We start from the raw sequence: 13,246 nt of genomic DNA, 5'->3' as shown, positions 1-13,246 counted from the left end.
TTCTTGTGAATCAATAAGTTAGGTTGAATGAAGGGCTTGCAAAGCTGGATCTGGTGTGTAGAATGCGCGCCGGTCGACAGGGTGGTGGTTGAGTCCTGTTGGTGATTCGATCAAGTGGATCGAGAGCGGTAGAAAAGAGGTGTTGACAGCGGTTTTGAACGCTGTATGATTCGCCTCCCGCTTGAGAGAAGAAGCTCTGATCGAAAGCGCAAGTGGTTGAGTAGAAAGAAGTTTCTCNCGACAGAAAGCCGAAAATTTGCGAGAGCTACAAGCCTCTATCACGTATCCAAGGGATAGCGCCTAACCGCGAGATCCCAACCGAATTGCTTGACGACCATAGAGCGTTGGAACCACCTGATCCCATCCCGAACTCAGTAGTGAAACGACGCATCGCCGATGGTAGTGTGGTGCTTCACCATGTGAGAGTAGGTCATCGTCAAGCTCCTATACGAAACCCCAGATCGCACACGCGGTCTGGGGTTTCTTCTTTGCGCGATAAAAATGCACTGTGGCGGTGAAAGCCCTGCAATGCCGAGTTCGCGATGTTGCCCGAGTCCTTATTATCCTCGCGGCCTGGGGGTTCTTTTTTGTCGATATGCTCGCTATGTATGTGATCGTGGCATCGGGAACGATCATGGCAAGCGGGCTACGAAAACAAGAATGCATGCGGGCGGACGTTTCCAACTGAACTTAGCAATTGTCTTTAAGCTTTTGTTCGCCGCTGTCGCTTTGCTTTGATGATTCACAGGTATATCAATGTGCTCCTTTTCACTGGATGAGCATTTATTGTCCGTATCTGATTGCTGCTATCCAGCCAGACGTTGTGAGCACTAAGGCATTCTCTTATGCGTCAATCGAGTCGTATCACCTTTCGTTCTACATTTCGGATCAAGATCAGCGACCGAGAGCGGGACACGCTAATTGGCTATGCAGGCGACGTGTCTGAGTGTGGGATGAAGCTCTTGGGAGACGTGCCCGTCGAGCCGGGGAGTGAGTTGAAACTGCGCGTGCGGATGCGTGATCGCGAAGGTGAGATGCGCCAGGTAGACGTCGATATGATCTGCCAGTGGTCGCAGGAGAATGTCCGTACCGGCTTCTTCGAGGCTGGCTTGGCCTTGCAAGGGGACTCGGCCGATTATGTGCTGCTGATCGAGGGCATGCGCAAAGTACGCAAGGGCTAGCGTGGCGCCGCCCATACCTCGATGCGCGCTACAGGCATCTAAACACTTCAATCATGGCAGTGATGCCATTTACGGCATCACCTGTGTTCCTCAGGCTTTCGTTTAGCCAAGAGTGCCGAGGATGTTCACGCCCACGCGATCCGGAATTTCGTTCTGCGACAAGACATGCAGGCCTGGGCTGAAGACTTTTGCATAGCGGGCCAGCAGTGGCCGTAGTTGCGGTATCACGGTGAGGATCGGCGGGTGACCGTCCTTGCGCAGTTTCTCCTTCACTACCGGCATAGTGTCCTGTAGCTGGTTGAGCAGGCTGGGTTCGACCGGGATGTTGTCCAGGCTCACCGGGCCCGCCTGTTGCGCGATGGCCAGGGCGTTGAGCAGCGTATTCTCCAGCGCATTTTCGAGGATGAATACCGATAGCTCCTGGCGCTCCCCGGCAATCATGCTGACGATGCTACGGCGTAGGGCGTAACGCACGTCTGAGGCCAGCAGCACCGGATCCTTGGTCGACTCGCTCGCTTCTAACAAGGTCGTGGCGATGGTGACGATGTCCTTGAGCGGCACCTGCTCCTGCAGTAACTGGCGATAGACGCGATGTTGCTGGGTGTAGCTGAGCTGGGTCTTGAGGCTTTCGGCCAGCTTTGTTGCCTGAACCTGCAGGCGTTGCATCAGGTGGTCGACATCGTCGTGCTTGAACACATCGGGCAGGTGTTCGCGGATGACCTTGTTCAGGTGGGTGGCGATGACGCTGGCACAGTCGATGACTTGATAGCCGAGGTTGAGCGCGCGTGACTTGTCCTCCGGTTGAATCCATACCACCTGCATGCGGTAAGCCGGGTCGATGCCGAGAATGCCGTCGATTTCGCCATATAGCTCCGGTGAGGGAATCGCCATCATGCGGTCGGCGTGCAATTCGGCACCGTCGATTTTCTCGCCGTTGATCTGGATGCTGTATTGCGAGGCCTTCAGACGCAGGCTGTCGCGGATGTGCACTTCCGGCAGAAGGAAGCCGAGATTCTCGGACAAGGTCTGACGCACGCCGCGTACGCGTTGGGTCAGCGGCGCGCCGGCCGCTTCGTTGACCAGCCCGACCAACTTGTAGCCCAGCGACACCGAGAGTCGCTCGACCAGGGGGATGTCCTCCCACTGCAGGTTCTGTGCGCGCTCCTGCTCCATCGCCTTGCCCAGGGCTTCGACCTGCTGCAGATCGGCTGCCTCCTTGGGCGGGCCGCTGCGCGCGACCATCCAGCCGATAAAGGCGACCAGCCCCGCGAAGCTGATGAAGGCCAGGTGTGGCATGCCCGGCACCAACGCCAGGGTGAACAGGATGCCGGCCACCGTGTAGAGCAGAGCGGGTTGGGCCAGCAACTGGCGATGCACCTGATCGGTGATTTCCGAGGATTCGTTGACCCGCGTGACGATGATCGCCGCCGCGGTGGACAGCAGCAGCGCGGGTATTTGTGCCACCAGGCCATCGCCGATGGTGAGCAGGGCGTACTGCTTGAAGGCGTGGCTGGCATCGAGGTCATAGATGAACATGCCGATGGCGAAGCCGCCAAACAGGTTGATCAGCAGTACCAGAATGCCGGCAATGGCATCGCCACGGACGAACTTCGAGGCACCGTCCATGGCACCGTAGAAGTCGGCTTCCTTGGCCACTTCCGAGCGGCGGCGCTTGGCTTCATTCTGATCGATCAGGCCAGCGTTGAGGTCGGCGTCGATGGCCATTTGCTTGCCGGGCAGGGCGTCCAGGGTGAAACGTGCCGTCACTTCGGAGATACGCTCACCGCCCTTGGTAACGACGATGAAGTTGATGATCATGAGGATCACGAACACCACCAGGCCGACGATGAAGTTGCCGCCGATCACCACCTCGCCGAACGACTCGATCACCTTGCCCGCTGCGCCGGTGCCGGTATGGCCCTCGAGCAGCACCACGCGCGTGGAGGCGACGTTCAGGCATAGGCGCAGCAGGGTGGTAATCAGGATCACCGTGGGGAACAGGGAGAAGTCCAGCGGGCTTTTTGATGACACGCTGACCAACAGCACCAGGATGGCCATGGCGATGTTGAAGGTGAACAGGGCGTCGAGCAGCACCGGTGGCAACGGCAGGATGACCATGGCCAGGATCGACAGGATCAGCACCGGAATGCCGATGCGGCCGCTGCGGAAGGTGGGCGCGAGTTGCTGCAGAAGGTTCATGAATCAGCCCCTGTTGGCCAAGCTGTCGGGAATCGGAAGGTTGCTCGCCAGTTGCGGCTTGCTTCTGCGGCCCTGGCGCCAGGCCTTGAGCTGCAGGATGTAGGTCAGCACGTGGGCCACGGCGGTGTACAGCGGTGCCGGGATCTGCTGGTTGACTTGGGTTGTGAAGTAGATGGCCCGCGCCAGTGGCGGCACTTCCACCACGTCGAGCGTATGTTTGGCAGCCATCTGGCGCATGTACAGCGCGGTTTCGTCGACGCCTTTGGCCAGTACGAAGGGCGCGGCCGCTTTCTTCATGTCGTACTTGAGGGCAACGGCGTAGTGTGTCGGGTTGGTGATTATCACATCGGCATTCTTGATCACCTTGCTGATCTGGCGTTGCAGCATCTGCCGCTGCAATTGCTTGATGCGTGCCTTGATCTCCGGGCGACCCTCCTGATTTTTGTGCTCTTCCTTGCGCTCCTGCTTGGTCATACGCATTTTCTTGAGGAAGAAGAAGCGCTGCAGCGGAATGTCGATGAAGGAGAACAGCACGAAGATCAGCAGCATGCACAGGGTTAGGTTGAAGGTCAGATCCAGCGCGGCAGCGATGGCTTCGACCACACTGGTGCGCTGCAGCGCCATCAGTTCGGGCATGGCGCTGCGTACCAGCAGATAGCCCACGGCCAACAGCACCAGTACCTTGAGGATTGACTTGAGCAGCTCGCTCCAGTTCTGCGCGGAGAAGATCCGCCCCAGGCCACTGATGGGGTTGAGCTTACTCAGCTTGGGTGCGAAGTTCTTCGAGGAAAACACCCAGCCGCCGGGGATCAGCGACAGCACCACGACCAGCAGGGAGGTGAGCAGCAGCGGCGCGAGCAGCTTGATGAATACCAATATGTTGTAGCCGAGCAGGGTATCGAGATCATCCAGGCCTATCTCACTGTGGCCGAACTGGATGTAGGACAGGCGGAAGCTGTCGTGCAGGCCTTCCATGAACATCCCGGCGCACAGTTTGAGGATGAACAGCGTGGCCAGCAGGGAAATGGTGGTTGCCAGATCTTTGGAACGTGCGACCTGGCCGTCCTCTTTGCTCTTTTTGAGCTTGTGCGCGGAGGCCTCTTCGGTCTTTTCCTGGCTGCTGTGCTCAGACATCGCCGCCCTCGCGCAGAATTACGCCGATGCCGTTGAGCAGCTCGCGGGTCAGATGCCGATAGTTGTCGGGCAGATCCGGCAACGTCAGGTACACACACAGTAGGCCCATCAGGATGCTGATGGGAAAGCCCAGTGAGAACAGATTCATCGCCGGTGAAATGCGGTTGAGCAGACCGAAGCAAAACTGCACCAGGGTCAGGCAGAAGACGATCGGCAGGGTTACCAATACGGCGGCGGCCAGTACCCAGGCGAAGGCCTGCACGAAGCTCTGCGCGCCCAGGTAGTGCAGGCCACTGCCGACGGGCCAGAACAGGAAGCTCTGGTACAGCACGCTGACCGTCAGCAAATGGCCGTCGATGGCGAAGAACAGCAGCACCAGCACGATGAAGTACAACTGATAGAGGATGGATGAGGACGACACGCCATTCACCGGGTCGTTGTAGCGCGCCATGCTCATGCCCATCTGCGTCGACACCACCTCGCCGACCAACATGAAGATGGTGAACACCAGTTGCAGGGTCAGCCCCAGCAACACGCCGAAGGCGATCTGCTCCAGGGCGGTGAGCAGGCCTTTGAGCGATAGCGGATCAATCTGCGGCATATCCGGCAGTGAGGCGCCAAGGGCGACGGTCAGCGCCAGTGCCAGCAGGATACGCACGCGCACCGACACCGCGCGGTGGTTGAACAGCGGCGCCATGCTGAACAGGGCCATGATGCGACAAAACGGCCACCAATAGGCCTGCAGGCTGGTGAGGTAGCTGGTGGCGTGCAGCACGGGTTCGGACATGGCTCAGCCCACCAGATGCCCGGCCTGTTTGAAGGTTTCGATGAACAGGTCACTCAGGGTGCGCAAGATCCAGTGCCCGGCAAAGAGCAGCATGCCCAGGGTGATCAGCAGGCGTGGCAGGAAGCTCAGCATCTGTTCGTTGATCTGCGTCGCGGCCTGGAAAATGCTCACCAGCAGGCCACCAAGCAAGCTCGGCACTACCAGCACGCAGACGATCAGCCCGGTGATGTAGACAGCGTGGGCCACCAGCTCGGCGGCGTGTTCGGGCGTGAGCATCGCGGCGGTCTCGCTAGTAGGGCTGAATACTGCTGGTCAGGGTGCCGACCAGCAGCGTCCAGCCGTCGACCAGTACGAACACCATCAGCTTGAACGGCAGCGAGATCATCATGGGGGACAGCATCATCATGCCCATCGCCATCAGCACGCTGGCGACTACCAGATCGATCACCAAAAACGGCAAGAAGATCATGAAGCCCAGCTGAAAGGCCGTTTTCAACTCGCTGAGGACGAAGGCCGGCAGCAGCAGGGAGAAATCCAACTGGCTGAGGTCTTCGGGTAATTCTTCGCCGGCCAGGCTGACCATGGTGTCTAACGAGTTCTTGTTGGTCTGCGCCAACATGAACTGGCTGATGATGCGCCGACCTTCACCCAGGCCCTGTTCGAGGCTGATCTCGTCGGCCTCGAAGGGCACGTAAGCCTGGGTGTACATCTCCTGCCACACCGGGCGCATCACCAGCAGCGTCAGGCACAGGGCGATGCCTATGAGGATTGGGTTGGGCGGGCTCTGCTGCAGGCCGATGGCCTGGCGCAGGATGGCCAGGACGATGATGAAGCGGGTGAAGCAGGTCATCATCATCAACATCGCCGGGAGGAAGCCCAGCAGCGTCATTACCAGCAAGATCTGCAGCTTGACGCTCAGGGTCTGGCCGTTCTCGGTGTCGTTGAAGTTGAACAGGGTGATATCGCCACCGGCGGCCTGGGCCAGCAGCGGGCAGCCCAGGGCTACCAGCAGCAGGGCCGTATGCAGCAGGCGGCGAGCGATCATGCGCCGATCCCGTTCAGGCCGTTACCGGACAGCTCGACGATGCGCAGGCCATAGTTGCCGTTCATCACCACCACTTCGGCCTTGGCGAACAGCGCACCGTTGACCTTCACGTCCAGCGGCTCGCCTGCCAGCTTGTCCAGCGCGATGACGCTGCCGGCGTCGACATCCATCAGTTCCTTGAGGGAAATCTCGGTGGAGGCCACCTCCAAGGTGACGTTGACCGGGATCTTGCCGAAGAAGCTCAGATCCTGATGCGGCAGGGCTGCTGTGGGTTCGCTAGTGGGCTCGCTGAGGTTCTCGTCACTGGTCAGGCCGGTATCGTTGATCAGGCTGTCGAAATCGTTATCGGAAATGGAGCTGCTCATGGGGTCTTCACGCTCTCAAGAGATGTCAGTAACAGGGAGCCGTCCTCTTCGAAGATGACGCCACGAAACAACTTCTGCTGGTTGATTTGCACCTCGCAGCGTTCCAGCAGGCGCATGCTCAGGACATCGCCTGGACGCAGCGCGAGCACTTGCGACAGTGGCATCTGCAGACTGGCCACCACGCAATCCAGGCGTACTGGAAGGTTGCGGATCTGATTCAGTGAGCTGCCGTGCTGTGAGGTGGGGGCCGCAGGTGTCAGGCGGCTGGTCAATTCGTCGACCAACTGCGTGTCTAGATAAATGAAGATCGACGCCTGGCTGCCGGTGATGTGGCTGGTGAAGTGGAACTGCGCCACGTACTCCCACACGGCTTCGTCGTAGGCGTTGTCGTAGGTTTCCAGCTTGCCGAAGGTGCTACCGGCGAGAATCGAGCGGGCGAATAGCTGGGTCACGTCCATGCCCAGGCGCGTTCGCATGCGCTGTTCGGAGGTGCTGATGGGCGGCGCCTCATGATTCGGCAAGCAGGTGCCACCGTAGTAGCACTCCAGCGCTTCGGTTAGCAGAGCGCGCTCGATGGAGAAGCCGACCTTGCCGTACGGCGAGCGATAAACGCACTCGGCGTCTTGCGCCACCTGCTCGTGAACATCGACTTTGAGCAACTCCAAGTTGATCCGGTAGTTGCGCAGAAAGTAGTCACTGATGATCCGCGGATATTTATTGGACAGTTCGCGAATGTAATGAGGGATCTTGTGGTAATGCCGACCGAGTTTCTGCGGTTTCAACCGGGTCAGACTGTCGGCGGGCACGCCATGATGGACTTTTTTAATGCCAGTCATGTTGTGGGCTGTATTCCTGGTTGTAACGGCGTGGGCCACCGAGGGTGTTTGGTGGGCGGTACGGGCGGTATGGGTGGGCTGTCGAACTGTGTTGCCACGCGATGACGAGCCGTTGTCAGAGGCAACCTGGCGGCAGCGCTGCAGGCCAGTGATGACGGAGGGGAGTCTAGGGGGCGAGAGGGCGGGAAATTAAATCAATAGATATCAAATGCTGTTTTTGAGCATACGTGGCTAGCACTGATAGCAATTAACGCCAAGTAATTCGGCGGTTTTCTGTGCGCTTGTTAGCGTTCGCGCCGTGAACCGTCGCACATGAATGAAGGGAGCTGTGGATGTACCCCTATTGGTCATCAAGAGCGACGGAAAGTTTCAAAAGATTAAGGGGCCAAGTGAAAAAAATCTGTCATCGGGTTGGCAGGTTTAAACGCTGGGGCGAATAAACCGACTGGCAGACTAAAGACAACGGGTGATTTACCTTGAAGCACTCAACTCAAACGGTAAGTTACGCCTGCGAAGAACTGTTCGCGCAGCAGTTGGGGCAGTCACATATTGTCGTGATCGGTCAGGCCGATGCGGCCAGCGAGCGTCTGCTGACGGGTGGTCTGCAGCGCCAGGGGTTCCCGGTACGGCGTTTCGCCAGTTGCCTGGAACTCGACCCGTCGGCATTGGAGGGCGCCAGCCTGGTGCTGGTGTTCGTCAGCAGTCTGGCGGGTAATACCTTGTATGCCCAGGTCGGGGCGATCCTGCGCCAGGCCGGGCGCGTGGGCGTGGTGCCTGTCGTGGAATACGCCGACCAGGAAAAGGCCGCCGCGTTGCTCGAACTGGGCTGTGTCGATTATCTGTTGGCACCTTTCAGTGAGGCGCAACTGAACGCGCTGTTGCGTCGCCAGGAGTCGGCTAGTGCCAGCGATGAGGGCTTCGTCTCCTGCTCACAGGCTGGTCGCCGTCTGCTCGCGATGGCCCAGCGTGTGGCTATGACCCGCGCGCCGATCCTGATCACGGGTGAGACCGGTACTGGCAAGGAACTGATGGCGCGTTATATCCATCGCTTCTCGGCACAGGACGGTGCGCCCTTTATCGCTGTGAACTGCGCGGCGATTCCCGAGCAGATGCTTGAGTCCATCCTCTTCGGTCACGAGAAGGGCGCATTCACCGGTGCGGTGAGTGCTCAGCCGGGCAAGTTCGAGCTGGCCAATGGCGGCACCCTGTTGCTTGACGAAATTGGCGAGCTGCCACTCGGCCTGCAGGCCAAGCTGTTGCGGGTGTTGCAGGAGCAGCGTGTCGAGCGCTTGGGCGGGCGCCGCGAAATCACCCTTGATGTACGCATCATCGCCGCCACCAACCGTGATTTGCAGCTAGAAGTGGCCGAGGGGCGCTTCCGCGCCGACCTGATGTTCCGTCTCGACGTATTGCCGCTGCACATCAGCCCACTGCGCGAGCGCAAGGACGACGTGCTGCCGCTGGCGCGCCGTTTCATTCGTCAGTACGCCCCGCAGGATGCTGGTCAGGAACTGCTCACTGAAGATGCCTGCCGCGCGCTGCTGGCGCATGACTGGCCGGGCAACGTGCGTGAATTGGAAAATTGCCTGCAGCGCGCCCTGGTGCTGCGTAACGGTCTGTACATCCAGGGGCAGGATCTGGGCCTGGCTGTACCGCCTGCCGCCATTGTGGAACCCGCGCCGCGCTTGCAGCCGCAGCTACTTGAAGGTGGCAAGGCGGCGCTGCGGGCCAGTGGCAAGTGGGCCGAATACCAGCACGTTATCGATACCATCCGCCGTTTCGGCGGGCACAAGACCAAGGCTGCCGAAAGCCTCGGCATGACTCCGCGCGCATTGCGCTATCGCCTCAACGCCATGCGCGAGCAGGGCGTACAGATACCCGTTTAGGAGACGCGAAGGATGAACTCGATTACCCAGGTGCAGCAGGATCTGCTGGGCCGCATGGAGCAGCTCAAGAGCTTGAGCGATGCCTCGGTCATCAAGCCTGCGCAGAGCTTTGCTGCACAGCCGCAGCAGCCCGGTTTCGCCGTGGCCTTCGACGACGTAGTGCGTGCCGTCGATGGTCAGCAGCATGCATCCAGCGCTGCCATGGCGGCTGTCGACAGCGGACAGAGTGATGATCTGGTCGGGGCGATGCTCCAGAGTCAGAAGGCCAGCGTTTCCTTCAGTGCCCTGATGCAGGTGCGCAACAAGTTGGCCACGGCCTTCGACGACATCATGAAGCTGCCGCTGTAAGCGGTTCGGAGAGCCTTGCGTGCTGCAGACCATCAAAAGCAAGCTGCCTGTCGGCGGCCTGAAAATCGATCCGCGCATGGGCCTGATTGGCCTGGCTGCCGTCGCTGCATTGCTGGCGGTGGGCGTGGTGTTCTACCTCTGGCGTGACTCGGGCAGTTTTCGTCCGCTGTATGGCGCGGGCGAGTCCTACCCGGCGGCTGAGGTGATGCAGGTGCTCGATGGTGAAGCCATCGCCTATCACCTGCATCCGCAAAGTGGCCAAGTGCTGGTGCGTGAGGATCAGCTCAGCCGTGCGCGCATGCTCTTGGCCGCCAAAGGCGTGCAGGTCAAGGTGCCGGCCGGTTATGAGCTGTTCGACAAGGACGAACCGCTGGGTACCAGTCAGTTCGTGCAGGATGTGCGCCTCAAGCGCAGCCTGGAGGGCGAGCTGGCGCGCACGGTGATGGCGCTCAAGGGCGTACAGGGCGCGCGCGTGCACCTGGCGCTGCAGGAAAGCAGTTCCTTCGTGGTCGGCAAGCGTGAGCCGAGCAAGGCCTCGGTGATGCTGCAACTGGTTCCAGGCTACAAACTGGCGCCGGAGCAGGTCAGCGCCATCGTCAATCTGGTGGCTGGCAGCGTGCCGCAACTGGAGGCGAGCAACGTGCAGGTGGTCGATCAGTATGGTGCGCTGCTTTCACGTGGCATCGACACGTTGGGCGGGCCGCTGCAGAACTGGCAGGTGGTTGACGATTACCAGAGCAAGGCCGTGACCAACGCCGAAGCGGTGCTGGCGCCGATTGTCGGCGGTGGTAACTACCGCATCAGCGTGTCCGCCGACATCGACTTCAGCCAGAAGGAAGAAACCTTCCAGGCCTATGGCGAGAACCCGCGCCTGCGCAATGAAGTGGTGCGCGACGAGAGCGTGCTCGATCAGCTTGCCTTGGGCGTACCGGGCTCGCTGGCCAACCGTCCGCCACCACCTGCTAACCCGCGCGCCAATCAAGGCGCGGCTAATCAGGCTCAGGCTGGCAATCAGGCTGCGCCGGATACCAGCAATCAGGCCGCGACCTCGTTGCGCAAGGAGTCCAACCGCCAGTTGGACTACGACCAGAGCGTTACACACGTCAAATACGCGCCTTTCAGCCTGCGTCAGCAAAGCATCGCCGTGGTGCTCAATGCCGCTGCCGCCCCCGAGGGTGGCTGGACACCAGAGGCGCGCACCGAGATGGAGGCGATGATCAAGAGCGCGGTGGGCTTCAACCAGGCGCGTGGCGACCTGCTGACCCTCAGTGTCTTTCCCTTTACCGCCGACAGCATGGGTGAGTTCGGTGCCGATGGCCTGGCCTGGTGGGAGAACCCCAAGGTGCATGACCTGGCCAAGTTGGGTGTGTTCGCGCTGATCAGTGTGCTGTTGCTGCTGATGGTGGTGCGCCCGGCCGTGCGCAGCCTGAGCCAACGTAGCCTGGCTGGCTCCGTGGCGGCGACGGACGATGATGCGCTGGCGCTGCAGGGTGAGCGCAGCGCCGAGCGCCTGCTGACCCGTGTGAGTGACGACTCCCCAGGGGCGCGCTTGCTCAGCGAGCTAAGCCCGCTGTCGGAAATTCGCCTGCCAGCGCCAGGCTCGGGTCTGGAAATGCAGATCGAGCACTTGCAGATGCTGGCCACGAACGATCCCGAGCGTGTCTCGGAAGTTATCAAGCAATGGATAGGGCGTAATGAAAGAGACCTCAAACCAGCCTGAGGCGAGTAGCGGCAAGGCGTCCACCGCCAAGGAAATGCGCCAGCGTGTACAGAGCCGCTCGCTCAGCTCCTCCGAACAGGCGGCGATTCTCATGCTGAGCATGGGTGACGAGATCTCCGCTGGCGTGCTCAAGCACTTTTCGCGTGAAGAAATCGTTGCCATCAGCCAGGCCATGGCGCGCTTGTCCAACGTCAAGCAACCGATGGTTTCCGACGTCATCGGTCGTTTTTTCGATGACTACAAAGAGCAGAGCAGCATCAAGGGCGCCTCGCGTGGCTACCTTGACGGTATGCTCAGCAAGGCCTTGGGTGGCGAGATCACGCGCTCGCTGCTCGACAGCATCTATGGCGAAGAGATTCGCGCCAAGATGGCCAAGATGGAATGGCTCGATCCGAAGCAGTTCGCCGCGCTGATCGCCAAGGAGCACGCGCAGATGCAGGCGGTATTCCTCGCCTTCCTGCCGCCGGGCATGGCCAGCGAGGTGCTCGAATGCATGCCCAAGGAGCGCCAGGATGAACTGCTGTACCGCATCGCCAACCTCAGCGAGGTCAACAGCGACGTCATCGCCGAGCTGGAGCAACTGATCGAGCGCAGCCTGGCGGTGCTCAGCACCCAGGGCTCGCAGGTGCGCGGTATCAAGCAGGCGGCCGACATCATGAACCGCTTCAAGGGTGACCGTGGGCAGATGTTCGAGCTGCTGCGCGCCCACGACGACCAATTGGTCGAGCGCATCGAAGACGAAATGTACGACTTCTTCATTCTCTCGCGGCAGAACCAGGACGTGCTGCAAGCGCTGCTCGAAGCGGTGCCACTGGAAGAGTGGGTGGTCGCTCTCAAGGGCGCCGAGCCCGAGCTGGTGCGCGCCATTCAGGGTGCGATGCCCAAGCGTCAGGCGCAGCAAATGGAGTCGATCAACCGCCGCCAGGGCCCCGTGCCGCTGAGCCGTGTCGAGCAGGTGCGCAAGGACATCATGGCCGTGGTCCGTGAGATGTCGGCTAGCGGCGAGCTGCAGGTGCAACTGTTCCGCGAACAGACGGTGGAATGACATGACGGTCAAGATGATCAAAGGCGATACCCGCCACTGGCGTCCCTATCGCTTCCCGCCGCGTAGCAGCCAAGCCCCGGTGGATTGGAGTGACGATCCGGCTGGATTGCAGCGCGCCATGGCCGAGGGTTTCCAGGAAGGCATGGAAAAGGGCTATCAGGACGGCTTGCAGCAAGGCGAGGAGGCCGGGCGCCACACCGGCTTCGAGCAGGGCCGCAGCGACGGCCTGCGCCAGGGCCGCGAAGAAGGCCGCACGGAAGGGCGGCGCGAATTCGAGCAGGCTGCACAGCCGTTACAACGCATCAGCGAGCAGGTCGAGCAGTATTTGGGCGAGCTGGAACATAAGCGTCGCGAAGAGCTGCTGGAGTTGGTGAAGAAAGTGGCGCAGCAGGTCATCCGCTGCGAACTCACCCTGCACCCGACACAACTGCTGGCGCTGGTCGAAGAGGCCCTGGTCGGCATGCCGGGCGAGCCCGAGGACGTGCAGGTGCTGCTCAGCCCCGAGGAATATGCGCGGATCAAGGCGGTGGCGCCGGAGCGTGCGGCGAGCTGGAAACTGGTCGCTGACGAGCGCCTGGCGTTGGGCGAATGCCGCGTGGTGACGCCGCAGGCCGAGGCCGATGTCGGTTGTCAGCAGCGTCTGGATGCCTGCATCGACACCCTGTCTGAACACCTGCATTTGACCGAAGCCTGAGCAGGA

General features: G+C 60.5%; 13 protein-coding genes and 1 rRNA gene. 7 read left to right on the top strand and 7 right to left on the bottom strand.

Annotated features, from left to right (window positions below; translation table 11 throughout):
- Window positions 1–326: 326 nt before the first annotated feature.
- Window positions 327–442, top strand: a 5S ribosomal RNA gene (rrf, locus tag AERO9A_RS21505).
- Between the two features lie 403 nt (window positions 443–845).
- A complete protein-coding gene (locus AERO9A_RS21500; protein ID WP_159973920.1) occupies window positions 846–1,181 on the top strand; it encodes a PilZ domain-containing protein in 336 nt (111 codons plus the stop codon).
- Between the two features lie 102 nt (window positions 1,182–1,283).
- Here AERO9A_RS21500 and flhA read toward each other — a convergent pair whose 3' ends face one another.
- From flhA to AERO9A_RS21465, 7 genes are read right to left on the bottom strand one after another with little or no spacing between them, the layout of a single operon-like run.
- The gene (flhA, locus tag AERO9A_RS21495) at window positions 1,284–3,380 is read right to left on the bottom strand and encodes a flagellar biosynthesis protein FlhA (RefSeq protein WP_159973919.1); all 2,097 of its coding nucleotides are present in this window, start codon (window positions 3,378–3,380) and stop codon (window positions 1,284–1,286) included.
- A 3-nt stretch (window positions 3,381–3,383) separates the two neighbouring features.
- Window positions 3,384–4,514, bottom strand: a complete 1,131-nt coding sequence (flhB, locus tag AERO9A_RS21490) for a flagellar biosynthesis protein FlhB (protein WP_159973918.1) — start codon at window positions 4,512–4,514, stop codon at window positions 3,384–3,386.
- Entirely contained in the window at window positions 4,507–5,301 is a 795-nt protein-coding gene (gene fliR, locus AERO9A_RS21485; protein WP_159973917.1) for a flagellar biosynthetic protein FliR, read from the bottom strand. Before fliR ends, flhB begins: the two co-directional genes overlap by 8 nt.
- A 3-nt stretch (window positions 5,302–5,304) precedes the next feature.
- On the bottom strand, window positions 5,305–5,577 hold the full coding sequence (locus AERO9A_RS21480) for a flagellar biosynthetic protein FliQ (RefSeq protein ID WP_159973916.1): 273 nt from the start codon (window positions 5,575–5,577) through the stop codon (window positions 5,305–5,307).
- A 13-nt stretch (window positions 5,578–5,590) separates the two neighbouring features.
- Window positions 5,591–6,346, bottom strand: a complete 756-nt coding sequence (gene fliP, locus AERO9A_RS21475) for a flagellar type III secretion system pore protein FliP (protein WP_178111164.1) — start codon at window positions 6,344–6,346, stop codon at window positions 5,591–5,593.
- The gene (gene fliN / locus AERO9A_RS21470; protein ID WP_159973915.1) at window positions 6,343–6,711 is read right to left on the bottom strand and encodes a flagellar motor switch protein FliN; all 369 of its coding nucleotides are present in this window, start codon (window positions 6,709–6,711) and stop codon (window positions 6,343–6,345) included. The genes fliP and fliN overlap by 4 nt, the downstream gene beginning before the upstream one ends.
- On the bottom strand, window positions 6,708–7,547 hold the full coding sequence (locus tag AERO9A_RS21465; protein WP_159973914.1) for a FliM/FliN family flagellar motor switch protein: 840 nt from the start codon (window positions 7,545–7,547) through the stop codon (window positions 6,708–6,710). Before AERO9A_RS21465 ends, fliN begins: the two co-directional genes overlap by 4 nt.
- Before the next feature lie 476 nt (window positions 7,548–8,023).
- Between AERO9A_RS21465 and AERO9A_RS21460 the strand changes: the two genes are divergently transcribed.
- Genes AERO9A_RS21460 through fliH form a run of 5 tightly spaced genes read left to right on the top strand, consistent with a single transcriptional unit; the run spans window position 8,024 to window position 13,240 of the window.
- A complete protein-coding gene (locus AERO9A_RS21460; RefSeq protein WP_159973913.1) occupies window positions 8,024–9,433 on the top strand; it encodes a sigma-54-dependent Fis family transcriptional regulator in 1,410 nt (469 codons plus the stop codon).
- A 12-nt stretch (window positions 9,434–9,445) separates the two neighbouring features.
- Window positions 9,446–9,781 carry a flagellar hook-basal body complex protein FliE gene (locus AERO9A_RS21455; RefSeq protein WP_159973912.1) on the top strand — a complete coding sequence of 112 codons (336 nt, stop codon included), beginning with the start codon at window positions 9,446–9,448 and terminating at the stop codon, window positions 9,779–9,781.
- A gap of 19 nt (window positions 9,782–9,800) precedes the next feature.
- A complete protein-coding gene (gene fliF / locus AERO9A_RS21450; protein ID WP_159973911.1) occupies window positions 9,801–11,501 on the top strand; it encodes a flagellar basal-body MS-ring/collar protein FliF in 1,701 nt (566 codons plus the stop codon).
- Window positions 11,476–12,546 (top strand): FliG C-terminal domain-containing protein, encoded by a 1,071-nt coding sequence (locus AERO9A_RS21445; protein ID WP_159973910.1) that lies wholly within the window; start codon window positions 11,476–11,478, stop codon window positions 12,544–12,546. Before fliF ends, AERO9A_RS21445 begins: the two co-directional genes overlap by 26 nt.
- A 1-nt stretch (window position 12,547) precedes the next feature.
- Window positions 12,548–13,240 (top strand): flagellar assembly protein FliH, encoded by a 693-nt coding sequence (fliH, locus tag AERO9A_RS21440; RefSeq protein ID WP_159973909.1) that lies wholly within the window; start codon window positions 12,548–12,550, stop codon window positions 13,238–13,240.
- Window positions 13,241–13,246 lie beyond the last annotated feature (6 nt).

The sequence above is a fragment of the Pseudomonas sp. 8Z genome (assembly GCF_902506535.1).
Lineage (GTDB): Bacteria > Pseudomonadota > Gammaproteobacteria > Pseudomonadales > Pseudomonadaceae > Aquipseudomonas.
This window is presented reverse-complemented; position numbering and strand designations above follow the sequence as displayed.

What these genes read in the sequence shown, in the direction of transcription:
- AERO9A_RS21500 (WP_159973920.1), top strand. Translation starts at nt 846, where the DNA reads ATGCGTCAATCGAGTCGTATCACCTTTCGTTCTACATTTCGGATCAAG.
- flhA (WP_159973919.1), bottom strand. Translation starts at nt 3,380, where the DNA reads ATGAACCTTCTGCAGCAACTCGCGCCCACCTTCCGCAGCGGCCGCATC.
- flhB (WP_159973918.1), bottom strand. Translation starts at nt 4,514, where the DNA reads ATGTCTGAGCACAGCAGCCAGGAAAAGACCGAAGAGGCCTCCGCGCAC.
- fliR (WP_159973917.1), bottom strand. Translation starts at nt 5,301, where the DNA reads ATGTCCGAACCCGTGCTGCACGCCACCAGCTACCTCACCAGCCTGCAG.
- AERO9A_RS21480 (WP_159973916.1), bottom strand. Translation starts at nt 5,577, where the DNA reads ATGCTCACGCCCGAACACGCCGCCGAGCTGGTGGCCCACGCTGTCTAC.
- fliP (WP_178111164.1), bottom strand. Translation starts at nt 6,346, where the DNA reads ATGATCGCTCGCCGCCTGCTGCATACGGCCCTGCTGCTGGTAGCCCTG.
- fliN (WP_159973915.1), bottom strand. Translation starts at nt 6,711, where the DNA reads ATGAGCAGCTCCATTTCCGATAACGATTTCGACAGCCTGATCAACGAT.
- AERO9A_RS21465 (WP_159973914.1), bottom strand. Translation starts at nt 7,547, where the DNA reads ATGACTGGCATTAAAAAAGTCCATCATGGCGTGCCCGCCGACAGTCTG.
- AERO9A_RS21455 (WP_159973912.1), top strand. Translation starts at nt 9,446, where the DNA reads ATGAACTCGATTACCCAGGTGCAGCAGGATCTGCTGGGCCGCATGGAG.
- AERO9A_RS21445 (WP_159973910.1), top strand. Translation starts at nt 11,476, where the DNA reads ATGAAAGAGACCTCAAACCAGCCTGAGGCGAGTAGCGGCAAGGCGTCC.
- fliH (WP_159973909.1), top strand. Translation starts at nt 12,548, where the DNA reads ATGACGGTCAAGATGATCAAAGGCGATACCCGCCACTGGCGTCCCTAT.